This window comes from Microbacterium protaetiae, from assembly GCF_004135285.1.
Taxonomy (GTDB): domain Bacteria; phylum Actinomycetota; class Actinomycetes; order Actinomycetales; family Microbacteriaceae; genus Microbacterium; species Microbacterium protaetiae.
The window spans coordinates 1,207,783-1,232,537 of record NZ_CP035494.1; the positions used below are offsets into that span (position 1 = coordinate 1,207,783).

The 24,755-nt window shown below is 69.5% G+C and carries 23 protein-coding genes; 9 read left to right on the plus strand and 14 right to left on the minus strand.

From position 1 onward, the window contains the following. Positions 1–23 precede the first annotated feature (23 nt). Entirely contained in the window at positions 24–1,202 is a 1,179-nt protein-coding gene (locus ET475_RS05565; protein ID WP_242497784.1) for an FAD-dependent oxidoreductase, read from the plus strand. A gap of 15 nt (positions 1,203–1,217) precedes the next feature. On the opposite strand, the gene ET475_RS05570 is transcribed toward ET475_RS05565, so the two are convergent. The 4 genes from ET475_RS05570 to ET475_RS05585 all read right to left on the minus strand — a co-directional run bounded on the left by ET475_RS05570 (position 1,218) and on the right by ET475_RS05585 (position 6,220). After that, positions 1,218–2,246 (minus strand): pirin family protein, encoded by a 1,029-nt coding sequence (locus ET475_RS05570; protein ID WP_129386958.1) that lies wholly within the window; start codon positions 2,244–2,246, stop codon positions 1,218–1,220. A 131-nt stretch (positions 2,247–2,377) separates the two neighbouring features. Continuing rightward, positions 2,378–4,435 (minus strand): PTS fructose transporter subunit IIABC, encoded by a 2,058-nt coding sequence (locus ET475_RS05575; protein ID WP_129386961.1) that lies wholly within the window; start codon positions 4,433–4,435, stop codon positions 2,378–2,380. 28 nt (positions 4,436–4,463) lie between these two features. Further along, complete coding sequence (locus tag ET475_RS05580; RefSeq protein ID WP_129393716.1) at positions 4,464–5,438, minus strand: 1-phosphofructokinase family hexose kinase; 975 nt, start codon at positions 5,436–5,438, stop codon at positions 4,464–4,466. Further along, positions 5,435–6,220 carry a DeoR/GlpR family DNA-binding transcription regulator gene (locus ET475_RS05585; protein ID WP_165310774.1) on the minus strand — a complete coding sequence of 262 codons (786 nt, stop codon included), beginning with the start codon at positions 6,218–6,220 and terminating at the stop codon, positions 5,435–5,437. The genes ET475_RS05580 and ET475_RS05585 overlap by 4 nt, the downstream gene beginning before the upstream one ends. A gap of 168 nt (positions 6,221–6,388) precedes the next feature. Here ET475_RS05585 and ET475_RS05590 point away from each other — a divergent pair, with 168 nt between their 5' ends. Next, positions 6,389–7,081, plus strand: a complete 693-nt coding sequence (locus ET475_RS05590; protein ID WP_129386965.1) for a YceI family protein — start codon at positions 6,389–6,391, stop codon at positions 7,079–7,081. Between the two features lie 42 nt (positions 7,082–7,123). On the opposite strand, the gene ET475_RS05595 is transcribed toward ET475_RS05590, so the two are convergent. Both ET475_RS05595 and ET475_RS05600 read right to left on the minus strand, forming a co-directional pair. After that, positions 7,124–7,465: a DUF2200 domain-containing protein gene (locus ET475_RS05595; RefSeq protein ID WP_129386968.1), complete on the minus strand. Its 342-nt coding sequence runs from the start codon at positions 7,463–7,465 to the stop codon at positions 7,124–7,126. A 48-nt stretch (positions 7,466–7,513) separates the two neighbouring features. Next, positions 7,514–8,092 (minus strand): hypothetical protein, encoded by a 579-nt coding sequence (locus tag ET475_RS05600; RefSeq protein WP_129386971.1) that lies wholly within the window; start codon positions 8,090–8,092, stop codon positions 7,514–7,516. 84 nt (positions 8,093–8,176) lie between these two features. Between ET475_RS05600 and ET475_RS05605 the strand changes: the two genes are divergently transcribed. Continuing rightward, the gene (locus ET475_RS05605) at positions 8,177–9,280 is read left to right on the plus strand and encodes an alcohol dehydrogenase catalytic domain-containing protein (protein WP_129386975.1); all 1,104 of its coding nucleotides are present in this window, start codon (positions 8,177–8,179) and stop codon (positions 9,278–9,280) included. A gap of 825 nt (positions 9,281–10,105) precedes the next feature. On the opposite strand, the gene ET475_RS05610 is transcribed toward ET475_RS05605, so the two are convergent. The 4 genes from ET475_RS05610 to ET475_RS05625 all read right to left on the minus strand — a co-directional run bounded on the left by ET475_RS05610 (position 10,106) and on the right by ET475_RS05625 (position 16,941). Continuing rightward, on the minus strand, positions 10,106–11,269 hold the full coding sequence (locus ET475_RS05610; protein ID WP_129386978.1) for a Wadjet anti-phage system protein JetD domain-containing protein: 1,164 nt from the start codon (positions 11,267–11,269) through the stop codon (positions 10,106–10,108). A gap of 178 nt (positions 11,270–11,447) precedes the next feature. Beyond that, on the minus strand, positions 11,448–14,840 hold the full coding sequence (locus ET475_RS05615) for an ATP-binding protein (RefSeq protein WP_207205416.1): 3,393 nt from the start codon (positions 14,838–14,840) through the stop codon (positions 11,448–11,450). Then, entirely contained in the window at positions 14,837–15,514 is a 678-nt protein-coding gene (locus tag ET475_RS05620; protein WP_207205417.1) for a DUF4194 domain-containing protein, read from the minus strand. Before ET475_RS05620 ends, ET475_RS05615 begins: the two co-directional genes overlap by 4 nt. Further along, a complete protein-coding gene (locus tag ET475_RS05625; RefSeq protein ID WP_129386981.1) occupies positions 15,511–16,941 on the minus strand; it encodes a DUF3375 domain-containing protein in 1,431 nt (476 codons plus the stop codon). Before ET475_RS05625 ends, ET475_RS05620 begins: the two co-directional genes overlap by 4 nt. 720 nt (positions 16,942–17,661) lie before the next feature. Between ET475_RS05625 and ET475_RS05630 the strand changes: the two genes are divergently transcribed. Both ET475_RS05630 and ET475_RS05635 read left to right on the plus strand, forming a co-directional pair. Then, positions 17,662–17,895 (plus strand): FitA-like ribbon-helix-helix domain-containing protein, encoded by a 234-nt coding sequence (locus tag ET475_RS05630; RefSeq protein WP_129386985.1) that lies wholly within the window; start codon positions 17,662–17,664, stop codon positions 17,893–17,895. Then, positions 17,879–18,304, plus strand: coding sequence for a type II toxin-antitoxin system VapC family toxin (locus ET475_RS05635; protein ID WP_129386988.1), 426 nt, complete (start codon positions 17,879–17,881; stop codon positions 18,302–18,304). The genes ET475_RS05630 and ET475_RS05635 overlap by 17 nt, the downstream gene beginning before the upstream one ends. A gap of 75 nt (positions 18,305–18,379) precedes the next feature. Here ET475_RS05635 and ET475_RS05640 read toward each other — a convergent pair whose 3' ends face one another. The 3 genes from ET475_RS05640 to ET475_RS05650 form a co-directional block, all read right to left on the minus strand. Then, complete coding sequence (locus ET475_RS05640) at positions 18,380–18,811, minus strand: DoxX family protein (RefSeq protein WP_129386991.1); 432 nt, start codon at positions 18,809–18,811, stop codon at positions 18,380–18,382. Positions 18,812–19,040: 229 nt separating this feature from the next. Beyond that, positions 19,041–20,438, minus strand: a complete 1,398-nt coding sequence (locus tag ET475_RS05645) for a plasmid pRiA4b ORF-3 family protein (RefSeq protein WP_129386994.1) — start codon at positions 20,436–20,438, stop codon at positions 19,041–19,043. 36 nt (positions 20,439–20,474) lie between these two features. Beyond that, entirely contained in the window at positions 20,475–20,927 is a 453-nt protein-coding gene (locus ET475_RS05650; protein WP_129386997.1) for a MaoC/PaaZ C-terminal domain-containing protein, read from the minus strand. Positions 20,928–21,034: 107 nt separating this feature from the next. On the opposite strand from ET475_RS05650, the gene ET475_RS05655 reads away from it, so the two are divergent. The 3 genes from ET475_RS05655 to ET475_RS05665 all read left to right on the plus strand — a co-directional run bounded on the left by ET475_RS05655 (position 21,035) and on the right by ET475_RS05665 (position 22,859). Then, entirely contained in the window at positions 21,035–21,967 is a 933-nt protein-coding gene (locus tag ET475_RS05655; protein WP_129387000.1) for an ADP-ribosylglycohydrolase family protein, read from the plus strand. Between the two features lie 95 nt (positions 21,968–22,062). Beyond that, a complete protein-coding gene (locus ET475_RS05660) occupies positions 22,063–22,521 on the plus strand; it encodes a nucleotidyltransferase domain-containing protein (RefSeq protein ID WP_207205418.1) in 459 nt (152 codons plus the stop codon). Further along, a complete protein-coding gene (locus ET475_RS05665) occupies positions 22,518–22,859 on the plus strand; it encodes a HepT-like ribonuclease domain-containing protein (RefSeq protein WP_129387003.1) in 342 nt (113 codons plus the stop codon). The genes ET475_RS05660 and ET475_RS05665 overlap by 4 nt, the downstream gene beginning before the upstream one ends. Positions 22,860–22,997: 138 nt before the next feature. Here ET475_RS05665 and ET475_RS05670 read toward each other — a convergent pair whose 3' ends face one another. Then, entirely contained in the window at positions 22,998–23,687 is a 690-nt protein-coding gene (locus ET475_RS05670; protein WP_129387007.1) for an SDR family NAD(P)-dependent oxidoreductase, read from the minus strand. Between the two features lie 101 nt (positions 23,688–23,788). Here ET475_RS05670 and ET475_RS05675 point away from each other — a divergent pair, with 101 nt between their 5' ends. Next, positions 23,789–24,622, plus strand: a complete 834-nt coding sequence (locus tag ET475_RS05675; RefSeq protein WP_242497785.1) for a helix-turn-helix transcriptional regulator — start codon at positions 23,789–23,791, stop codon at positions 24,620–24,622. The last annotated feature ends 133 nt before the right edge of the window (positions 24,623–24,755 follow it).

The window sequence follows — 24,755 nt, forward strand, 5'->3', positions numbered from 1 at the left end:
CACGCGGCGACGCTGTCGCCACGGTGACGAATGTGTTCGACGGGCGGATGCTGCAGGTCGCGGTGATCGGCGCCGGACAGGCCGGGCTCTCCGCCGCGTATTACCTCGGCGCCCGCGGACTGCAGCCCTGGCGGGATGTCGTCGTCTTCGACGGGAACGACGGCCCGGGCGGCGCCTGGCGGCACCGCTGGGACTCACTGACGTTCGATCGCGCCCACGGGATCCATGCGCTGCCGGCCGCCCCGCTGGAAGACCCCGATCCGACCGAGCCGGCCAATCGCGTCGTGCCCCGCTACTTCGGAGAGTACGAAAGCCGCTTCGCGCTGCCGGTCCTTCGGCCGGTGACGGTCACCGGCGTCACCCGCGACGACGGGGTGTTCACGGTGCACACCGATCGCGGCGCGGTGGCCGCGGCATCCATCATCAGCGCCACCGGCACCTGGGACAGTCCGTACCTGCCGCACTACCCCGGCACGTTCGCGGGACGGCAGCTGCACACGCACGACTATCGCTCGGCCGACGAGTTTCGCGGGCAGCGCGTGCTGGTGGTCGGCGGCGGCACCTCGGCGATACAGGCCGTGCAAGAGCTGCATGCGCACGACGTCGAGACGGTGTGGACGACCCGACGAACGCCGCAGTGGACGCGCCGCACGTTCGACAGCGAGTGGGGCTTGGAGGTCGAACGATCAGTGTCGGCCCGCACCCGGCAGGGGCTGCCACCGTTGTCGGTGTCGGCGGCCACCGGCCTTGCGCTCAACGAGCTGTACACGCCCGACATCGCCTCGGGCCTGCTGGTCAGCCGCGGGCAGCTGGTGCGGCTGACACGGGATGCCGCGGTGCTCGACGGCCCGGGTGCCGATGGTTCCCACTACCCGAGTCAGGGCGAAGCCGACTCGCTCGTCGGCCATGTCGCGCCCCTGCCCGGGCGCGCGGTGGTCGACGGCTGGGAGACGCCGATCGACGCGATTCTGTGGGCGACGGGGTTCCGCGCGCACATCCCGCATCTGCGCGGACTGGGGATCCGAGAGCGCACCGGCGGCATCATCATGGCCGATGACGGGGTGACCGTCGCGAAGCTGCCGGGCCTGTATCTGGCCGGTTACGGCGCGTCTGCCTCGACGCTCGGCGCCACGCGCGCGGGGCGGCGGGCCGCCATGGCGGCACTGCGCTTCGCGCGCGAGCTTGCCTCATCGGCGGCGTGACGGGCGCCCGCCGCCCTACCCCTGCACGTGCGGCGGACGATTCTGCCTCGGGTGCAGCCGCACTCCCGGCAGCGCCGGAGCGGGCAGCCGCTTCAGGCCGTCGGGGTCGTGGCCGACATAGCCGAGCACCTCGCCGAAGCGGTCGCTCTCGTCCTGCCACTCCTGCCGATACCGGGTGATCTCGTCGGAATCACGACCGACGAAGTTCCACCACATGATGATGTCTTCGCCGAACGGCGCGCCACCGATCAGCACCGCCCGTGCGGGGGTCGTCCCCTCATTGCGCAGCCGCAACATGGTCGACCCGATGCCGGTGTACCCCATTGTGGCGTGCGGCACCGACACTCCCTCAAGCGTCAGGTCACCGGCATCCACCAAAACCCCGTGCTCGAAGCGCGGATCGACCGGCAGCTCCAGCGTCGCAGCGGGATCGAGCCGGATCTCGGCGGCCACGAGCGGCGAGTGCACGGCGACGGGGGATGCCGCACCCAGCAGCTGTCCCAGAAAGATCAGGGCCGACCCGCCATCGAAGGCGACGGGCTCGGGCTCGTAGTGCTCGAAGCGCCGCGGCAGCGTGTCACGCACAGCGTCGGGCAGGGCCAGCCACAGCTGCACGCCGTGCAGCACGGTGGTCGATTCCGTCGAGACTTCGCTGTGGCAGATGCCGTGCCCGGCGGTCATGAGGTTCAGCTGCCCCGGCAGCACCCGACCGGTGTTGCCACCCGAGTCGATGTGGTCGATGGCGCCCTCGAACAACCAGCTGACCGTCTGCAGTCCAGTGTGCGGATGGGGCGCGACATCCATGCCGCCGGTCATCGAGACGTCGTCGGGCCCGTAGTGATCGGCGAAGCACCACGCGCCGATCATCGAGCGCTGTCGCTGTGGCAGCGTGCGGCGCACCGTCATGGCGCGCGGCCCGCCCAACGGCACCTCGCGCGCCTCGATGATCTCGACCGGCACGCCGTCGGCGCACTGGGAACGGGGCCCGGGCAGCCCGCCATCGTGGCAGACGACCTCGTGCGGGTGCGTCTCGGTGTTGCTCATGGCCTCATCTTCGTTCGGGATGCCGCATCCCACCACCCCGCGGTGCGCACGGTCCCTCCCTTCAGCGCGCGGGAGCACGCAAAAGGGAGGCCGCATCCCCCGAATGCGGCCTCCCGGTCAGAAAACCGACGTCAAGCGGCGACGGCGACAGCGGCGGGTGCCTCGACACTCTCGCCGCGCCCGATGAACTTCTTCAGCGCGACCAGCACGAGGGCCGTGACCACGGTGCCGGCCACCAGCGCGAGAAGGAATCCCCAGATCGGGTCGATCGCGAAGAACACGAAGATCCCACCGTGCGGGGCACGGGATCCCACGCTGAACGCCATGCACAGGGCGCCGGTGACCGCTCCCCCGACGAGGTTGGCCGGGATCACGCGCAGCGGATCGGCGGCGGCGAACGGAATCGCCCCCTCGGAGATAAACGACAGCCCGAGAAGCCAGGCCGCGGCGCCGTTCTCGCGCTCGACGGTGGTGAATCCGCGGCGGTGCAGCACGGTCGAAGCCAACGCCATGCCCAGCGGCGGCACCATGCCGGCGCACATCACGGCGGCCATGATGTGGAACGCGGCCGGGGTCTGGGCGGCCAGCCCGGCGACGGCGAACGCGTAGGCGGTCTTGTTGACCGGCCCACCCAGGTCGAAGCACATCATCAGGCCGAGAATCACGCCCAGTCCGATCGCCCCGGCGCCGGTGAGGCCGTTCAAGAACGATGTCATCTGCGTCATGAGCCACGCGATCGGTGCGCCGAGGATCAGCAGCATGAGGCCCGAGGCGATAGCCGAGGCCAGCAGCGGAATGATGACCACCGGCATCAGCCCGCGCAGCCAGCGCGGCACGGCGGGCTTGCCGATGAGGTAGGCCGCGTACCCGGCGATGAGACCACCGACGAGGCCGCCGATGAAGCCGGCGTTCATGAACACGGCGATCGATCCGGCGACGAATCCGGGGGCGATGCCCGGACGGTCGGCGATCGCAAAGGCGATGTAACCGGCCAGGGCAGGAACCAGGAAGCCCATGCTCACGCTGCCGATCTCGAACGCTATCGCGCCGAGATAGTAGACGAGGCCTTCGGGCGGAAGGTTCCAGAGCGCGTAGTTCTGCAGTGCATAGACGGCATTGCTGACGCTGTCACCCTCGTGTGTCAGGGCGATCCCGTACCCGGCCAGGAGGAATCCGATCGCCATGAGCAGTCCGCCGCCGGCGACGAACGGGATCATGTAGCTGACGCCGGTCAGCAGAATGCGCTTGATGCGCGCCCCACCCGATTCGGCGGGGGCATCCGAGGTCGTCGCCGCGGCCTCGCCCGTCACACGTTCGGCATGGGGGTCGGATGCCGCTTCCACCGCTTCGCGGATGAGTTCTTCGGGGCGCTCGATGCCGGCCTTCACCGATGCGCGCACGACGGGCTTGCCGGCGAAGCGCTGCGGCTCGCGCACATCGACGTCGACAGCGAAGATCACCGCGTCGGCGGCGGCGATGACCTCTGCGGGCAGCGCGTGGTAACCGCTGGAGCCCTGCGGCTCGACGACGAGGTCGACGCCGGTCTTGGTGCCCGCGGCCGTCAGCGCGTCGGCGGCCATGAACGTGTGGGCAATGCCGGTGGCGCAGGCGGTCACGGCCACGATGCGGGTGCCGGATGCTGCAGCCGGCGCGACTTCGGCGGGGGCATCCGCATGCGACCCCGCCGCCGCTGATGGCGCGTCCTCGCTCGCAGCCGCATCCGCGGCATCCCCCTCTTCTTCGCCGATGGCGACGCGCACGATCTGCGTCACCTCTTCGGGCGTGGCGGCTGCCCGCAGGCCGGCAGTGAACTCGTCTTGCATCAGGCTGCGGGCCAGCTTCGAGAGCACCGCGAGGTGTGCCTCGGCGGCATCGGCGGGCGCAGCGATGAGAAAGACGAGATCGGCCGGCCCGTCGTCGGCGCCGAACTCGACGCCGGGCGTCAGCCGCGCGAAGGCCAGCGACGGCTCGGTGACGGCCGGGCTCTTGGCATGCGGAATGGCGATGCCGCCGGGCAGGCCGGTCTCATCCTGCTGCTCGCGCTTCCACGCGTCGGCGAACAGCGCCTCGGCGTCGCTCGCGCGCCCCTCGGTGACGACGCGCTGCGCGAGCGCGCGGATGACGGCGGCCTTGTCGGCGCCGAGATCCGCGTCGAGACTCACGAGCTCGGGGGTGATGGTGTGGGACATGATGACCTCCGTCGGTCAGGAGTGGTTTCTACAGGTGTGCGACCGCGATGTCGGCCGTGGGAAGGTCGCCGGGTCGCGGCGCCATGGTTCCAGGCAGGGATGCCGCAGCCGCCCCGTGTCGGATCGATGAGACCAGGCACGCGGCCGGGTCGGCCCCGCGCGATTCGGCGAGCAGGTAGCCCGCGAGCGAGCTGTCGCCCGCCCCGACGGTGCTGCGCACCCGCGTCGGCGGCGGCACTGCGGCATATGCGCCGTCGGGCGTGACCAGCACCGCACCGCGCCCGCCGAGGGTGATCAGCGCCGCCCCGACCTTCGCCGGCACCAGGGCGCGCCCGAGGCGGGCCGCCGCCTGGGCGAGGTCATTCGCATCGGTCAAGGCGTCGACGTCGGCGTCCGCGGCGTCGAGCGAGACGCCGGTCAGCTCGGCCAGCTCGTCGTCGTTGGGCTTGATCAGATCGGGATGCGCCCGCGCCACGACCGCGGCAAGCGCCGGGCCCGAGGCATCCACGGCCATCCGCGGCGCCGCCGCGCCCCAGCGCTCGCGCACCGCGGTGATGACCTGGGCGTAGAAGTCGTCGGGCACGCCGGGCGGCAGCGAGCCGGCCAGAACGACCCAGCGCGCACCCTCGGCGGTCTCGACGACGGCGTTCTGCAGAGCGGTGAGCTCGTCGGCCGAGGGCATCTCGCCGGGCAGGTTGAGCTTGGTCGTCACTCCCGCGGGGTCGGTGATGGTGACGTTGGCGCGGCAGTGCCCGGCCACCGGCACCGTGCGGGCGGCAAGGCGCTCGGCGGTCAGCACGGTGCCGTACGGGTCGCCTTCAGCCAGGGGCAGCACGGCCAGGGCAGACGCACCCGCCGCAGCGAGCACGCGCGCGACGTTTATGCCCTTTCCTCCGGCGTCTTCACGGGTGGATGCCGCGGCCTGCACGGCGCCCGGCTGCAGCGGCGCGTCGAGCACGATGGTGCGATCCAGCGAGGGATTGGCGGTGACGGTGACGATCATGCCAGCCACACCTCGACTTCTGCTGTCGTGAGCGCGTCGGCGAGGTCGCCCGGCGGTTCCGTATCTGTCACGAGTACGTCGATGTCGTCGAGTGCGGCGAATCTGACGAGCGACTCGACGTCGAACTTGCCCGAGTCGGCGACGACGATCACGCGGCGGGCGGCCCGGACGATCGCCGCTTTGACGGCGGCCTCTTCGGGGTCGGGGGTGCTCAGCCCGAAGGCCGCCGAGATGCCGTTGGTTCCGACGAAGACGATGTCGGGGCGAAGGGCCGAGATGGCGCCGACGGTGCCGGCGCCCACCGCGGCGGCGGTGACACCGCGCACCCGGCCGCCGACCACGGTGAGAGTGATGTCTGAGACGGTCGCCAGCAGCGGCGCGAGAGTGAGCGAGTGCGTGACGATGTCGGCCGTGCCCTGCACGGCGGCCAGCCGCCCGGGCAGCTGCTCGGCGATCGCGGCGGTGGTGGTGCCGGCGTCGAGAAAGACCGATCCACGAAATCCCCGGTCGATCGCCTGCAGGGCGCGGGCGGCGATGGCCGACTTCTGCTGCGCGTTGCGATGGATGCGCTCGGTGAGGCTCGGCTCGATAGTGCTGCCGCGCTCGAGAGGTACGGCACCACCGTGCACGCGACGCAGAGCGCCGGAGCGCTCGAGGGCGTCGAGGTCACGGCGCACGGTCTCGGTCGTCACCTTGAACCGCGCCGACAGATCGTGCACACCCACGCGTCCTTCATCGACGAGCAATCTCTCGATGAGCTGCTGACGCTCCATCGCGTACATCTCGGCCTCCTATGGTTTCCCACACGATACAACACAAACCAACAGAGAACAAGGGACAGTTTCTGTGGGACACCTCACGCAACAGCTGCGGTCGACGAACCGCAGCACCAGAGCAACCGGCTGTCATCGTCAAACACTCTTCCCAGCAGTGCTCCGTACGGTTGAGGCATGAGAAAGCGTGCCGTCGTCGCGATCACCGCCGTGGGAGCGGTGCTTGTGGTGGGCGCCCTCGTCGCGTTCGCCGGCCCGGTCTTCTACCGCGACGTGATCGTCGGCGCCCCCGATGCGGTGCCGACCGTCACGACCAACGCGTCAGCGGGAGCGACTGTCGCACCCGGTGACGTGCAAGGCGACTGGCAGGTCTCCGACGGCTCATATGCCGGATACCGGGTCGACGAAGTTCTCAACGGCACACACGTGTCCGTCGACGGGCGCACCGACCAGGTGACCGGCGAGGTGACGGTCGACGGCGAGACGGTGACCGCGGCGACATTCACGGTCGACGTCGCCTCGATCGCCACCGACCAGGGCAGCCGCGACTCGTACTTTCGCAACACGGCGATGCAGACCTTTCGCTACCCCACTGCGACGTTCACCCTCAGCGAGCCGGTGGCCGCGGCATCCACCCCACGACTCGGGGCGAAGCAGACCGTGACGGCGAGGGGCGCACTGATGCTCGCCGGCACCACGAACGACGTGTCGGTGACCCTCGACGTCGTCTTCGACGGCACGACGGCGCAGGTGGCCGGCAGCATTCCGATCACCTTCGCCGACTACGGCGTCGAGGCGCCCAGCCTCGGGTTCGTCACGGTCGAGAAGACGGGCTTCGTCGAGTTCTCGCTGGTGCTGACAAAGAAGTAACGGGATGCCGCGCCCACTCGGATCGCGCCCTACCGGCCCGGCTCAGCCGCGCAGGATCTTCTCCATCGCCTTGCCGCGCGCGAGTTCGTCGACGAGCTTGTCGAGATAGCGGATCTTCTGCATGAGCGGGTCGTCGATCTCTTCCACCCGCACTCCGCAGACCACTCCGGTGATCAGCGCGGCATTCGGGTTCAACGTCGCATCGGCGAAGAACTCCTGGAACGTCGACGCGTCGTCGAGGTGCCGTCGCAATGCCACCTCGTCGAATCCGGTCAGCCAGCGGATGATCTGGTCGAGCTCGTCTCTCGTACGCCCTTTACGCTCGGCCTTCGCGACATAAAGCGGATAGACCGAGGCGAACGTGGTGCCGAAGATCCGGTGCACAGTGTCATCGTAACCGCGATCGTTCCGCCCGAGACAGGGCGCTCAGGGTCAACGCGAGGCCGGTGGCTCGTCGCGGACGCGGCGCCTGTGTACGAGGCGGAAGCCGAGGATGGTGCCCGCGGCGGCGAGGCAGCCGATGCCGATCACCAACAGCATGAGGTTGTCGCCGAGAATGCCGACCACGATGAACACGACGCCGGCGACCGCCGTCAGCGGCGAGCCGAAAAGCGTCACCACGGTCGGCGGCGTGTAGCCGCTCGACAGTCCCGCCGCGTAGAACCCGATGATCGCGACGATGAACCCGGCCACCCCGACCACAGCCCACGGCCCCGGGGCGAAGCTGGTCGCCACCAGTCCGAACAGGGCGATGCCGACGCCGATGCCGGGGATGATCCCCCACGCTCCGGCCATGATCATCCCTCCGGTGATGCCGGCCGCCGCGACGAGGCCGGCGAACACGCCGACGAACCCACCGAGTATCAGCGCCGAGACCGGGTCTTCGTCCATCGGTGTGATCATGCCCAGCAGCCACGCACCCAGGGCCGTGCCGGCGAGCAGAGAAACGATCCAGACGACCAACACCACCGGTGTGGGCGGCATGGAGCGAGTCGCAGAGCGCTGGGGCATATCGTCAGCGTAGCGGCCGCGAACCGGGGTTCCGATGTGCAGTACATTGCTGGGCAACGCGCATGCTTGAGCCGAGGGAGACTCATGAAGATCACCGGGGCCGTTCTCGACGAGATCGGGCGCAACCGCCCGTTCGCTCGCTCGCAGCCGCTCACGATCAGCGCGCTCGAGCTCGACGCGCCCCACGCCGGAGAGCTGCTGGTGCGCATCGAAGCGGCGGGCGTGTGCCACTCCGATCTGTCGGTGGTCGACGGAAACCGGCCCCGGCCGGTCCCGATGCTTCTCGGACACGAGGCATCCGGAACCATCGAACGGACAGGAGGCGAGACCCCCGGCTTCACAGTCGGCGACCGCGTCGTCATGTCGTTCCTGCCGCGGTGCGGGCAGTGCGCCGCGTGCCAGACCGACGGGCGCCTGCCCTGCGAGGTCGGCAGCCGCGCCAACAACGCCGGCGTGCTGATGGCCGGCGGGTCGCGCCTGCGTCGCGATGGGCAGACCGTGCACCATCATCTGGGCGTCTCGGGATTCGCTACGCACGCGGTGGTCGACCACCGCTCGGCCGTCGTGGTGGGGCGGGATGTCGCACCCGACATCGCCGCGGTACTCGGCTGCGCCGTGCTCACCGGAGGTGGGGCGGTGATCAACGCCGGCGAGATCCAGCCCGGGCAAGACGTCATCGTCGTCGGGTTGGGCGGTGTGGGCATGGCCGCGCTGATCACGGCGATCTCGCTCGGGCACGGACGTGTGATCGGGATCGACGCGCTGCAGGCCAAGCTCGATCGCGCCCGTGAGCTGGGCGCCGATGACGCGATGACGCCCGGTGATGCCGTGGCCACTGGGCTGCGCGCGCCTCTGGTTGTTGAGGCGGCCGGGCATCCGCGGGCGTTCGAGACGGCGTTCGCCCTGACCGCCCCGGGCGGCCGCACCGTGACCGTCGGGCTGCCGGCACCGACCGCAACGAGCACAATCACGCCGCTGACCATCACGGCCGAGGCGCGTACGATCGTCGGCTCGTATCTGGGTTCGGCGGTGCCGAGTCGCGACATCCCGCGCTATGCGCAGCTGTGGCGCGAGGGACGCCTGCCCGTCGAGGCGCTGATTTCGAGCCGGATAGCGCTCGACGACATCAACGCCGCGATGGACACCCTCGCCGCGGGCGAGGCCGTGCGGCAGGTCATCCTGTTCTGAGGGATGCCGCCGCGCGGCGGGTGGCGCGAAGCGCGGGGCGCGGCCGATCCGAGTAGCGCACGCCGATCCGGGCAGCGCGAGCCGATCCGGGTAGCGCACGCAGATCCAGGTAGCGCGAGCAGCCCCGCCACCGCCACCAGGTCAGCCCCCGGCACGACGCGCTACTCCAATCTGCATTCGCGCATGCAAATGTCAGGCGCGAACGCGGAAACCGACAGCGCGAACGCGGAAAAGGACAGCGCGAACGCGGAAAAGGACAGCGCGAAGCGCGGGGCGCCGCCGATCCGAGCAGCGCACGCAGATTCGGGTAGCGCACGCAGATCCGAGCAGCGCGAGGAGCCCCGCCACCGCCACCAGGTCAGCCCCGGCGCGACGCGCTACTCCAATCTGCATTCGCGCATGCAAATGTCAGGCGCGAACGCGAAAAGGGACAGCGCGAAGCGCGGGCCGCCGCCGATTCGAGTAGCGCACGCAGATCCGAGCAGCGCACGCAGATCCGGGTCGCGCACGCAGATCCGAACAGCGCGAGGAGCCCCGCCACCGCCACCCGGTCAGCCCCCGGCACCACGCGCTACTCCAATCTGCATTCGCGCATGCAAATGTCAGGCGCGAACGCGAAAACCGACAGCGCGAAGCGCGGGGCACCGCCGATCCGAGCAGCGCACGCAGATCCGAGCAGCGCGGGCCGATTCGAGTAGCGCGAGCCGATCCGGGCAGCGCGAGCCGATCCAGGCAGCGCACGCCGGGTCGAACAGCGCGAGCCGATCTGGGCAGCAAAACGCCGATCCGGATAGCGCGGGGAGCGCACGGCCCACCGGCCGCGCCTCACCCGAACCGTGGCGTGAGGCGCTGCAGCGCCCACTCCCAATCGATGCGCTCCTGCTCCAGGCGCACCCCGGCGCCGAACCGGTCGGTCACGAGGTCTTCGTACAGGGCGTGCTCCGCGGCATCCAGTCTCGGCAGTACCGCGTTGGTCCCCGCATCCTCCTGCACCCACCGTTCACGGTGCGCGAGCAGAGTCTCACGGTCCATCAGGATCGACTCCGCCTGCGGCAACCACGCGCGCACGCGGTTGAGAATGCCGAACCCATGCGTATCGAGGTCGCCCCAGTACAGCACGGGCACGTCGGCCAGCCAGGCCAGCGACGCCGGCTGGTCGGCGTCGTATCCCTTGCCCCACAGCACGACGCCACCGGCCGGTACCGGAACACTTAGGTAAGTGATCTCGTTTTCCACGATCAACGCGCTGTGCAGCCGGGCAGTCAGCGCTCCGAGTTCGTCGACGCGGAATGACGCCTCGCTCAGCTCCGCCGGAAATCCGAACACCGCTGGGTCGAAGCGCAGCCGCACCATCGCGGGCTTGGCTGCCAGCCCGAGCCCGCGGACGAAGCCTGCCGCCGAGCCAGACACACCGAGCATGTCGGCCAGCGGTGCCCGATGCTGTTCGATGAACTTCGTGTCGACGCCGGGCGCGTCGACCTGGCGCAGGTACCGGCCCGAGCCGCGATGCCCGTCGAGCCATCGATACGCGGCCAGCAGCGGCTGCCACGACGCAGACAACGGTATCGCCGCACGCGGGTGCGCGAGCGCCCACTCCTGCGCTGCGCGTACCTCGCTCGCCTCGGCGACGAGCCGACGGAACGCTTCGGCGTCATCGGCAACTCCGAGCAGGCGCCATGCCTGCGCGTAGGTCGAGACGATCGCCCGCACCGGCACCTCGGTCGCGCCTGAGACCCGTCCGCCGATGCGTCCGCGCTGCACGTCATATGCGAGGCCGTCGCGCGAACCGCGCACAACGGCATCCACCCACGTGCGGGCCGCGTCGAAGTGCTCCCCGAGGTCGGCGGCAGAGGGATGCCGCAACGGCACCTCGATCGTCGGGAACACGTCGCCGCCCGCATAGGCGCGGGGAAGGGAGCCGTCGTTCCACCGTCGACGCGCGGCGTCGCGAATGCCGTCGACGCCGGTCCAGCGGGCAGGGTCGGTCATCGGATCGTCCTGTGCGTTTCGACTCGCCGCTGCGCGGCTCGCTCAACGCGCGGGAGCCCAACGCGCGGAAGCCCACCGAGCGGGAGCTCAACGAGCGGAAGCCCAGCGCGCGGGATCCCAACGGGCGCGGCCCGCACCTGCGCGGCTCGCTCAGCGCGCGGGAGCCCAACGAGCGTCATCACGCGCGCTCCGCCGCCGCCAGCGCGCTCGCCCGCTGCTGCTCGCGGAACTCCTCGATCGTGAGCGTGCGCACCCGTGAGGCTGCCCCGGTCGGGTTGTCGACGAAGCCGATCGCGCTGACATACGGCTCGATCACATGCACCTTCTGCAGCGGGGTGACGATCAGCAGCTGCAGGCCGAGCTTGGCGAACAGCTCCAGCGCATACCGGGTCGAGGCATCCGACCCCCGTCCGAACGCCTCGTCGATGACGACAAAACGGAAGTCGCGCGAGGCGACCTGGCCCCACTGCAGTTTGAACTGATAGGCGAGGGATGCCGCAAGAATCGTGTAGGCGAGCTTCTCTTTCTGTCCGCCCGATTTGCCGTCGGAGTCGGTGTAGTGCTCGAATTCCTCGCCGGTGGTGCGATCCTGCTCGCTGGCGGCGAACGTGAACCAGGTGCGCACGTCGGTGACGCGGCGAGTCCAGGTGCGGTCGGTCTCGGCGTGACCAGGCCGACCCTTGAACCTCTCGATGAGTGCACGAATCTGCTCGAACTGCCGCTCGGGATCACCTCCGTCGGTGGCCAGCGCGTCGGTCGTCGCCTCGCGCAGGTCGCTGCGGAACCGCCGAACCTCTTGGTTGACGGTGGGCTCGGCGACGAGCACGATGATCCGCCCGGGGTTGTAGTCGATCGCTTCGAGCGCCTGGTTGATCGTCTCGATGCGCACGCGGATCTCGTCGGCCTGCTTGCGCAGCCACGCATTGAAGCCGACGAGCTCTCGCATGGCGTTCGTGTTCAGCTGGTGCCGGAACTCGCTCTCGAATCGCGGCAGGTCATCGCGCTGCACACGTTCGTGCAGCGCGCGGAAGTCGCCGATCGACCGGATGTCGGCATCCATCTCGTCGCGCAGCGCCGGCCAACGCCGCAGGAACTCGCCCATCTGCTGCTGGATGCTGGTGGTGTAGCCGTTCATCTCGCGTTGGGCGGCGTCGATGGCACTGTTGAGCCCACCGATGAGCGTCTGCGCGAGCCGGTCGCAGCCGTCGATCGTGCGCAGGTCTTTGCGCCCGGCGCGCTCGGACAGGCTCGGATACAGTGCCCGCGCACGAGCGAGAACATCGTCGTCGAGCGAGGCGATCGTCTCCTGTTCACGCCTCTCACGCTGGGCGAGGGTGTCGCGGGTGGTGCGCAGCGCGCCGATCCGGCCGATGACGTCGTCGTACTCTGCACGCAGCCGCGCGTCTTCGGCGTCGAGCCCGGCCAGTTGCTCATCGATCGCCGTCAGTCGACTCGACCCTGCCACCAGGGCACGGCGCTCGTCTTCCAGGGTCGCCAGTTGAGCCGCCGCCGCCGTCACATCCAGCGGCTGCCACGCCGAATATTGCTCGAGGGCGGCAAGTGCCTGCCCGCGTGCGGCCAGGGCCGCGGCATCCGTATCGATGGCCGCCAGGGCATGTTCGATCTCGGCGAGCGCGTCGTCGTGTTCGGCGAGTTCGGCTTGCAAAGCGGCGAGTTTCTCTTCGCTGCCGCGGCCCAGCACCCATGAGCGCGGATCGGTGACCGCCCGCCGGTCGTCCTTCTCGTGCCGGTCGCGGTCGCGGATCAGGCCCTGTACGGTGACGGCGCGGTCTTCCTGCTGCAGCTGGGCGACCGATGAGGCCAGCACGTGGTCGGCACGGCGTTCCAGCTCGCCGCGCAGGAACTCCTCGAACGATCCTGGTTCGACGGTGACCGCGTCGGCCAGCCGGGGCCCCTCATGCGCGGCCGGGATGGTGCGCACGCGCCGTTCGGCCACCCGCAGGTAGACGAGATGCGCGTTCAGCCGGTTGTCGTTGACCCACTGCGACACCTGCGAGTACAGGCGCTGCGGCACCAGCAGCGACAGGGCGAACCCACGCAGCACGCGCTCGGCGGCGCCGCGCCACGGGGCGAAGTCGTCGCGGATGTCCAGAAGCTCGGCCGCGAACGGCACCTCGGTCTCGTCGAGGCCGAGCTGGGCGCACAGGGTGTGCCGCACGCGATCGAGGTCGGCGGGCAGGCTGTTGCGGCGGGTGGCAAGTCCCTCGAGCTCGTCGGACACTCCCCGCCGAGCGTGCCGCACCTCGGCGCGCCGGTCGAACAGCGGCTCCTGTCGTGCGCGCAGCGCTGTGCGGTCGTCGTCGAGCCGTGCCCGGCCTGCGGCGACAGCTTCGACACGCGCGCGGAAGTCGGTTTCTGTCTCGACGGGCTCCATCGCCAGGGCGCTCAGCTGCGCGCTGTAGGCGCGGAACCGTTCGACGCGTTCTTCGTGCACGGCGTGCGCCTGCGGAATCTCGTGCTCCAGCGCGCTCAGCCGGTCACCGCCGACGCCTGCACGTTCGAGCACGAGCCGGTCGCGTTCAGGAACGAGGGCGTCCCGTGCCCCGCCGATCTCACCCTTGCGCGCGTCGGCGTCGGCAAGCTCGCCATCGGCCGCTGCGACCCCCGCCGCGGCGAGTTCGCGCACCCGTTCGGCGATGAAGGGGACCACCGCCGAGCGTTCATCGGACAGCTCGCGGTGTCTGGTCGCAGCCAGCTCGAACCTGTCGGCGGCGGCCACCAGCGGGCCCAGCACTGCGAGCTGCTCGGTGGCGGTGCGCACAGCCTCGTGCGCGGTGACGAGGTTGTCGAAATGGTCGACGATGGCCCGCACCCGGTCGGACGCATCGACGGGTTCGAGCATGTGATCGCGCACAAAATCGTTCAGGTTGCCGACGGATTTCATCGACACCGTCTGGTGGAAAAGATCCATCGCCTGCTCGGACGGAATGCCCAGCAGACGCCGCAGCCGGCGGTGATATTCGGGGAAGGTGTTGTCGATGTCGGCACCGCGGGCGCGCAATTGCGCGCGCAGCGCCTTCAGGTCAGAGCCGAACCGGCTGAAATCGGGATCGATCGACAGCGGCACCGATGCCGTCACGAAGAACCGCTCGGGCTGTCCGCCGCTGCGGTCTTTCTGATGGAACACCTGCGCGATGGTCACCGACTCGCCGTACCCGATGTTCGTGAACCGGCCGAGGATCACCGAGTACGAGGTGTGATCACGCAGCCCGACCGGGCGAGACGCCCCGGTGGCCTCGTTGCGCTCGGACTTGTAGTGCCCCTCCACGTAGCTGCGCAGGGTGCGTTCCTTGGCCTCTGCGCCGGCGGCCTTGTTGTACGCGATACGGTGCGCGGGCAGCAACAGCGTGGTGATCGCGTCGACGAGCGTCGATTTTCCGCTGCCGATGTCGCCGGTCAGCAGCGCGGTGCGCCCGTCGGGCTGCAGCGACCACACGCTCTTGTCGAAGGTGCCCCAGTTGTACACCTCGACGCGGGCGAGCCGGTAGCCGCTCTCGCTCGGGTTCGCGCCGTCGACCTCGAGGGCCGAGAACAGAGCATCGGTCATCATCGACCCCCTTCGCCCACGATTCGGGATGCCTCGGCTCGCTCACGCTCGGTCAGCACAGGTGTCGCAGCCGGCGGGTCTGCGGCATCCCCCGCCGTCTTGTCGCTGCCCGCGTACGCGGTCAGCCGCGCCGAGAAATCTGAGAGCGTCTGCGCGTCGACGTAAGCCTTGAGGATGCGCCGCACCTCCCAGGCCCCGCGCTGGCCGCGCAGCTCGCGCAGGAACCCGAGGTCGGCGACCTGCGCGATGGTGCGGTCGGCCTGCTCGACGATGCGCGCCTCATTGGTGGAGGAGGCCTGGAACACCCGCAGCAGCTCGACGATCTGGTCGCGGGTGAGAACGAGTTTGCCGACCTCGCCGGATGCTTCGAACTCGACCATGCGGCGGCGCAGCAGCACGAGCAGCAGGCTCACGTTGTAGGTGAGGCTGCGGCGCCGGACCAGGCGCGGCAGCGGCTCCTCGCCCTCTTCGGGTTCGCGCGTGCGCAGGTAGGCGTATCCCTCGGTCTCGTCGACGACGACATCCACCCCGATGTCAGCGAAGTGGTCGGCAACGGCAGACCGATACCGCGCCAGGGCCTCCCACACCGCTTCGTGCGCGGGCACATCACGGTAGACCACCTCACGCATCAGCGCGATGATGGCGGTCGCCACCGCCTGCTCGTCAGGGCTTCTCACCGGCGACTCACCGTCACTTTCGGCATTCTCACCCGGCGCGCAGCGCCGGTCGTGTCGACATAGTCGATGGTCATGTCTTCGGCGCGCTCATCGATCTCAACGGCGAGGTCGTCGTCGGCCAGGGACAGGTAGCCGAGGATCTCGGCGGCGCCCTCTTCGACCGGGTACAGCGCGACGATGTCATCGAGGGCGACCGTCGAACGCGGCGGCACGACGGCACGGATGTTGCCGGCCAACCGCGCGGTGTCGACGAAGTGCTGTGCGAACAGGCCATCGAGTTCGAGCTCGTCGACCGATTGGGGTGCGGGCATGCTGTCGACGACGACATCGGGCTGTGGGTCGTACAGCGGTCGCTCGAACACGAGCGCGATCGGCAGACCCGGCTCATCGACGTCGAGACCGAGGCCCGCCGGCGGGCGGTCGCGCACGGCCAGCGCAGACGCCTCGACCGCGCGCACCAGGTCGAGCACGCGGCGGTTCTCCACCCACACCTGGTCTTCGAGAAAGCGGCGCAACTGCTCGGAGAGCGCGCGCACCGTCTGTTGGGTGCGCTCGGCGGCGTCGGCCCAGTCGTAGTGCACGCGTCGCACCCGGCGATCGGCGTCGAGCTGCGGCATCCCCTGTATCGCCGCAAGCAGGTCAGCGAGTTCGTCTTGCCGGCCCTCGGAGAGCAGAAAGTCGTAGAACGCCTGAAAGCTGCGCCCCTGATCGGACGACGCGATATCGGTGCGACTGGTGACGAGTTCTTCGAGCAGAGCTCCCTTGCCGCCCTCCCAGCCGGCGATCTTCTCGCGGGCCGAGCGGTCGAGCGCGCGGAAGTTGTCTTCGACCTCACGAAAGTCGCCGAGCAGCTCGCGGGCCGTGGCCGAGAACTGCTGGTAGCGCTCGCGCAAGGCGGTGTCGTCGAGCACGGCGAACCGGCCCTCGCGGGCCTCGGCGAGCTCGCTCTCGATCGCGTCACGGCGCCGCTCAAGTTCGGCGATGCGCTCGGCCGGGTCGGTCTGCGAGCCGTGCACGATCTGGCGCAGCAGGTCGACGAGGGTCTGCAGTCTCGATTCGGTGCCGACGAACGAGCGGGCCTTCAGGCTCTCGACCCAGCGATACGCCTTCTCGAGCGCAGGCGTCGCCTCGACGTGCACCTCTTCAGAACCGGCCGGATAGAACCGGCGTAGCAAGCCCGCCTTCGGATCGGACCAGCTGTCGATATATGCGGCAGCGTCTTGTGCGTAACGTTCCGGAGAAGCGCGGTGAATGGCGAACAACTCGTCGTCGAGCGCCGAGACGAGTTCGCCCAGCGGCACCGCACCGCGATTGTCGTCGATGAACCGGCGGCCCAGGAACGAGAGGATCAGCGGCGCGTTCTGGGCGCGCAGCACCCGCCAGGCGGGATGCCGCTCCCACAGTCGGTCGAGTTCTTCCAGATCCATGCTGCATCAAGGGTACGAGGTGCCGCGGACACCCGGCGATTCGCCGGTGCCGGCGCACGGCGACGATGTCACCACCCGTCGCCGCGCGGCGACGGGCCGCATCGTGGCGCGCTACCCGAATCTGCGTTCGCGCATGCAAATGTCAGGCGCGAACGCGGAAACCGACAGCGCGATGCGCGGGGCAACGCCGAGCCGAGCAGCGCACGCAGATCCGGGTAGCGCACGCCGATCCGGATAGCGCACGCAGATCCGGGTAGCGCACGCCGATCCAGGCAGCGCGAGGAGCCCCGTCACCGCCGCTAGGTCAGCCCTGGCGCGACGCGCTACCCGAATCTGCATTCGCGCATGCGAATGTCAGGCGCGAACGCGAAAAGGGACAGCGCCAAGCGCGGGGCAACGCCGAGCCGAGCAGCGCACGCAGATCCGGGCAGCGCACGCCGATCCGGATAGCGCACGCCGATCCGAGTAGCGCGACGAGCCCCGCCACCGCCACCAGGTCAGCCCCGGCGCGACGCGCTACCCGAATCTGCGTTCGCGCATGCGAATGTCAGGCGCGAACGCGGAAAGGGACAGCGCGAAGCGCGGGGCGACGCCGATCCGAGCAGCGCACGCAGATTCGAGCAGCGCGAAGCGCGTGCCACCGACACACGTTGAGTCCGACAAACGTTGGGAAGGCGAAAAGTGCATGCATTATGCCTGCACTGACAGTAAACTGCTTTCATGGCCGTCACCATCACCGTCCGCAACGTTCCCGACGACGTCCGGGATGAACTCGCCGCCCGCGCGGCGCGTTCGGGCCGATCGCTGCAGGAGTATCTGAGTGCGCAGTTGCGCCAGATAGCCACGACACCCAGTGCGCTCGAGGCGCTCTCGCGCGCACGGCTGGCCGCACAGTCATACCCCGACCTGTCGATGGACGAGATCGTCGAGGCCGTGCATGCGGGCCGGCCCTGACGCCGACGCCGCTGAGCTGGTCGTCGTTGATGCCTCGGCCATCGTCGCCGTCACCGCGTCTCGTTCAGCCGTGGCATCCGCCCTCACTGATCGCCTGAGCGCCACGAAGATGTTCGCGCCGCACCTGCTGCCGACTGAGGTCGACAGCGCCCTGCGCGGCCTCGCCCTCAGGCGCCGGCTCACCCCCGAGCAGGCTGACGCGGCGCGGCGAGCGACGCAGGCGTTACTGATCGAGTTGTGGCCATGGGCGCTGCTGAGCGACCGAGCGTGGCAACTCCGCGAGAACCTCTCGACGTATGACGCCGGCTACGTTGCGCTCGCCGAGTACCTCGGCGCTCCGCTGATCACCGGCGACGCGCGCATCGCTCGCGCCCCCCACGTCCCCTGTCGCGTGGAAGTGTTCGGCTGACGCAGGTTCGCCCGCTTAGACGCAGGTTCGCCCGCTTAGACGCAGGTTCGCCCGTTTAGACGCAGGTTCGCCCGTTCAATCCCCGTCGTCCTCGGCCGACCCGATGAGCATGCCCAGGCCGATGGCCAGCATCCACGAATCCTTGCTGATCGCGGTGCCGGCCTGGCTCGGCCAGATGCTGCCGGGCTTGCGCAGCGCCGGCGTGCGCAGGTACATGCCGACCAGTCCCGACGAGAACACGGTCAGCGCCGCGGCGGCGACCCACGTCGGGATGAACGGCACGAGAAGCAGCGAGCCCACGGTGATCTCGCCGATCGCGAGCATCCGGACGAACCGCTGGGGTGGAATGCGCTTCAGCGCCGGGAACGCGCCCGTCGCGCCGCCGTAGACGCCCGCGACCTGCTCGGGGCCCGCCTTCAGCTTCGTGATGCCGGAGTGCAGGATGTATGCCCCCGTTGCCAGCCTCGTGGGGATGTCGCGCAAGCGCACCCCGGAACGTGATCCCATGTCGATCTCCTTTCGGCCGCGGCACCGCACGGCGACGGTGTGCACGATACGCCGAATGCCGCGGGTCGGGCAGTGGTCGCGCGCGGCTCTTCGATGGCGACGAACTCGCAGGTGGCGAGCCCACTCACTCCCCGCGTCGGCGGTGATCAGTCGTGCCCCAAGCGCTGCGGCGAGCGCGAAGTACGTGACATCGTAAGCGGTCACGTTCGCGCGCAGTCGGCAGATGCGCTCACCGCAGCGCCATCCGCGCGAACGCGCGCAACGCGTCCGTGGGCGGGGCTTCACCACCGGGGACCCATCGCCACAGTCCAACCACGGTCAGCACATCCTGCACCGATCGGGTGAGCGGCCGGAACCAGTATCGGTCCAGCTGCCGCCCGTCTTGATCGCGATACCCGAACCCGTTCACGATGTCGACGACCGCCGCGCGGGCCTCATCCGATGTCGTGAAGGTGCCGTCCGCCAGGCCCAGGACGAGCACGACCGATGCGATCCGCTCCGCGTCGTCCATGCGCTGCGGCAGCAGCGCATGTGCAATTTGCGCCGATACCGCCCGCGGGTCGTGCCTGATCGTGCGGACACGCGCAGTCAGTTCGAGTCGCCCCTTGATCTTGCGGATCAGACGCAGTTGCGTCGCCGATTCGCGCAGTCCGGCGACCTCGCGCGTGCTCTGCTCGCGATTGCCCTTGCCGTAGACCAGTCTCAGCTCCAGCGCCTCGACGGCCGCGGCCACATCGGCCGGCGGCATCCACCCCGCCTGCGTCAATGTGAGCCCACCGTCGCCGATGTGATCAAGCAACCACAGATACGGGCGCATCAGCGCCGCAGCGGCCGCCTCGTCGAGCTCGACCGGGTCGAGCACGCCGGTCGCGCGCAGGTGCCGGCGTAGATTCGTGCGGTACGGCACCGGCAGGTTCGATGCGAACTCGACGATCGGCGAATCGTCCACAACCCCGCGTGCGGAGTCGACCAGCCCCGACATGTCGGCCGGCGGGGCCCCGGTCAGCAGCTCCAGCTCGCTGCGGGCGCCGTCGAGGTCGGCGTCGTCGGGGTCGATCGACCCCCACGGTCCTGCGACGAATCGTGCCCACTCGGTGATCTCGGCGTGCTCGGGATGCCGCGGGTCCGCCATGATCGCGAGCTTTTCGGCGTATCCCCCGATGCCGCCGGAGTCTTCGAACGGCCCGCGCCGGGCACCGGCGACGAGCCGCACCAACGGCTCGCCGATCTCTGCGAGCCGGCTGCCGATCATCTCGATGCGGTGCACCCATCCGTCGCCGAAGTCGTACTCATACCAGAGCGGCCCACCCCGACTGAACGCATCGGCCAGAATGGCCTCGGCTTCGTCTTCCCCGTCGCCGTCCTGCTCGATCAGGCTCCACTGGTCGAGCCATTCGCGCGGCTCGGGGCCGATGCGCGGGATGCCGCGGCGCGACGACCACGGATCCTGCTCACTGAACCGGTGCAGGTGCGACTGCTGCCACCCGAACACGATCTGCAGCACCTGGTGCAGCTGCGCCAGCGACACCCCGTCGGCGATCTCGATCTCGCGCCAGATCTCGGGCTCGCTGCCCACGAGGCTCGCGCGCAGGCTCAGGGTCTGCGGAGGAAGCTGCTGCGGTGCCATCCCCACAGCGTAGTGAGAGCCGCCGACAGCCGTTCCCTACGCGTCGAGGGGACGGCGCAGCACCATGACGTCCATCCGCCCCGACTGCACGGTCTCGCCGCGCTGATTGCGCAGCATCACCTGCCGCTCGACGATGCCGTACTCGCCCGACGAGGTTGGTCGCGTGGAGAGGATCTCGACCGTGCAGGTGACGGTGTCGCCGATGAAGACCGGCGCGGCGAACCGCCACCCGTCGATGCCCAGCAGCGCCACCGCGCTGCCCTCGAAGACCCCGGTACGAGCTATCAATCCGAGACAGAGGGATGCCCCCAGCATGCCGTGCACGATCCGCTGGCCGTAGCGCGTGTTCTTCGCGAATTCCACGTCGGTGTGCACCTGGTTGTTGTCACCGGTCCAGGCCGCGAACGAGACCACGTCGGCCTCGGTGATGGTGCGCCCAGGGCTGGTGAACGACTGCCCGGCCTCGAGATCCTCCAGATACAACGGCATGTGCGACTCCTTCCGGGGGGTGTGCACGCCACGCTACCGCCACGCCGTGGGCCGCCCCCGCGGGTGCGATACTCGGTCGACAGGCCACCTCACCCTCGGGAGACCGCATGAACCCCGTACAGCTCGACCGCGTCGTGGGCACGATGATCGCCCAGGCGGCCGGAGACGCGCTCGGATCGCAGTACGAGTCCGGGCCGACACTGCCCGACGAGGTCACCCCTCGGTTCGGGGTCGGCGTGTTCGGGCACGGCGTGGGCGAGTGGACCGACGACACGAGCATGGCCATCCCGATCCTGCAGATTCTCGCGCAGGGACGCACGCTCGAAGACGAGGCGGCTCTCGACGAGATCGTCGTCACCTGGCGTGATTGGTCGCGTGACGCGAAGGACGTCGGTGCACAGACCCGCGGCATCCTCTCCCGGCTCGCCTCGCCGACGGCGCGGGATGCCGCGGCCCTGGCCGCACGCACGCACGAGGCATCCGGACGCAGCGCCGGCAACGGATCGCTCATGCGCACCGCTCCCGTCGCGCTCGGCTATCTGCACCGTAGCCCCGCCGAGCTGGCAGCGGCGGCCGGGCGCGTCGCGCAGCTCACCCATTGGGAGCAGGACAACGTCGACGCCTGCGCGCTGTGGTGTCTGGCGATCCGGCATGCGATCGACACCGGCGAACTCGACATATATGCCGCTCTCGACATGTACGATCCCGCCGCCCGGGCACGGTGGCTTCCGCTCATCGACGAGGCTCTGGCCGTGGCATCCCACCCCCGCGACTTCGCGGCCGAGAACGGCTGGGTCGTCCGCGCTTTTCAGGGTGCGCTGTCGGCCGTCGCGCACGCGAGGTCGCTGCCCGACGCGCTGTTCCGCGCCGTGCGAGGCGGCAACGACACCGATACTGTGGCCGCCATCGCGGGGGCGCTGGCCGGGGCCGTCTTCGGTGCCAGCGAGGTTCCGTCGGAGTGGAAGGGGATGCTGCACGGCTGGCCGGGCATCGATGCGGACGAGCTTGCGCGACTGGCGATGCGTGCCGTCGGAGCATAGGCGGCCGTTGAGAACTGCGGCCACGCGTCTTCGCACCAGGCTGCTCTCGCCTTGTCCAAAGACGTACAATTAGTTGTACATCTTTGGAGGTCGGTATGGACGTAATGCCCGTGGCCGACGCCCGCGCGGGGCTTTCGGGGTTGATCGCCCGGTTCCGGTCCGACCCCGAGGCCGAGCCCGTGATCATCGGTGCTCACCGCCGGCCGGAGGCGGTTCTGCTCTCCGTCCCGGCACATCGGCGTCTCGCCACACCCGCCGCGGGGGAAGTCACGCTCGATCGTCTGCGGCAGCTCGCACCAGTGATCGAACGGCTGGCCGCGGCATCCCGGCTGCGCAACGTGCGCGTCTACGGGTCGGTGGCGCGCGGAGATCAGCGTTCCGACAGCGACGTCGACTTTCTCGTCACGCCCGAAGCGGGCACGACCCTTTTCGACATCGCACAATTTGAACTTGACCTCGAAGTGCTCTTGGGTGTTCCGGTCTCGGCCACGCCGGCCACAGCGCTCGACGACGTGCGAGATCGCGGAGTCATCAATGACGCGGTGGCACTGTGAACGACGCCGAACGGATATCTCGGTGGCTCTGGGATCTCGGACTCGCCCTGGCTCGCAGCGAAGAACTGGCCGGCCGCGGAAAGGCTGCCTTCGACACCGATCCGGCCCTGCCCCTCGCCTTCGAGGCGCTCTCGAATCGGGTCGGTGATCTGGCGAAGCGCCTGGTGGCTGCAGACCCCGGTCGCTTCTCACATCCGTCATGGCGGCAGGCCGCCCGACATCGTGATTTCGTGGTGCACCATTATGACCGGGTCGACGTGGAACTGCTGTGGCAGACCGTGACGCAGAGCTTTCCAGCGCTGGCCGAAAAGGTTCGAGAAGAGTCGCCCGAACGCTGAGGGGTCGCCCGTCCCCGGTCTGGGGTCAGGGACGCCTGCGGGATGACGCGGATAAGCAGACGCGCTTTCTGCCCTGCGCTGACGCGAATCCCTGTCGCACTGAAGTCCGTGGATGCCGCGCCGCGGCATCCACGGGACTCACCAGCTGAGCTGCCCGTCATCCTCCCAGAACGTGCCGGTCGGGCCGTCGAGCCCGATCTCGGCGAGCCGCGCGACGATCTGCGCGCTCTGGTCTGCTGGACGCCCGTGATGTGCGCCGCCGTCACCGAGGTCAGTTGCCGTGACGCCGGGTTCGACGGCGTTGAACTTCACCTCCGGATGCGCCTTCGCGTACTGCACCGTCAGCATCGAGACGGCCGCCTTGCTCGATCCGTAGGCGATCGACGGGAACGAGAAGGCCGGGCGCGAGGGCTCATGCGTGGCCCAGAACGACCCGAGGGCACTGGACACGTTGACCACGACGGGGTTGCCCGAACGCTTCAGCAGCGGCAGGGCCGCCTCGGTCACGCGCACGATGCCGACGACGTTGGTGTCGAACGTGCGCAGCACACTGGGGCCGCTCAGGTCTTCAGCCGGACCCAGACCGTCGGCGATACCCGCGTTGTTGACGAGTACGTCGAGAGTGTCGAGCTGCGCGAACGCCGCGGCGACCGAGGCGTCGTCGGTCACGTCCAGCTGCACGAACCGCGCACCGATCTCGTCTGCGGCGGCACGGCCGCGCGCGGTATCCCTCGCCCCTATATACACAGTGTGTCCGTGCTCGACGAGCAGGCGGGCGGTGGCCTTGCCGAGGCCCTTGTTGGCGCCGGTGATGAGAATTGATGTCATGCTTCGATCGTGCGCGGGTGCGGCATCCCGCACCAGAACCCTGCGCTTCGTAGGACTGACAGGGCCACCACACGCGGGCGTGAAAGTGCCACGCTGGTCAGGTGAGTGATTTCGGGCGGATGCTGCGCCAGTGGCGTGATCGCGTCGTCCCGGGCGATGTCGGGCTGCCGCAGGGCGCGCATCGGCGCGCGACGGGTCTGCGCCGCGAAGAGCTCGCACGACTGGCCGGCATCTCGGTCGACTACCTCACGCGGCTCGAGCAGGGCCGCGCGAGTTCACCGTCCACGCAGGTGGTCGAGGCGCTCGCGCGGGCGCTGCGCCTGTCGAGCACCGAGCGCGAGCGGCTGTTCTTGGGGGCGGGGATGCCGGCGCCCGGACCCGGCATCGTGCCCACGCACGTCGCGCCCAGCGTGCAGCGCCTGCTCGACCGTCTGGCGAACACGCCCGTCGCGGTGTACGACGCGGCGTGGAACCTCATTCAGGCCAACGCGCCGTATGACGCACTCATGGGCGACACCTCGCAACTGCGCGGCAACGACCGCAACGCGGTGTGGCGCAACCTCGTCGGCAGCGGGTCGCGCGCCCGGCAGAGCGCGCAGGAGCACGACGATCAGGTCGCCAGGCTCGTCGCCGACCTGCGGCTGACCGCCGCACGGTATCCGAACGACCGGCCGCTGCGCGCTCTGGTGGCCGAGCTGCGCGAGGCGAGCGCGGCCTTCGACGAGCTGTGGGCGGGGGCGCTGGATGCTGCGGCCGAGCAGTCGCGGCATAAGATCATCGACCATCCGCTCGTGGGTGCGATCGAGCTGGACTGCGACATCCTCGCCGTCGCCGGCGACGACCTGCGGGTCATGGTCTACACCGCCGAGCCCGGGTCGGAGGGTGCCGACAAGCTCGAGCTGGCGGTGGTGCTGGGGGCGCAGGCGGTGTCGTAAGGTGCCCCGGTCGCCCGTCCCCGTCGCCCGCCCCGGCGCGAGCTCCACGTCGCTCGCGCTACAGATATCTGCATTCGCGCGTGCGAAATGCGGGCGCATATGCAGATCGGAGTAGCGCGAGCCGATGTGATCG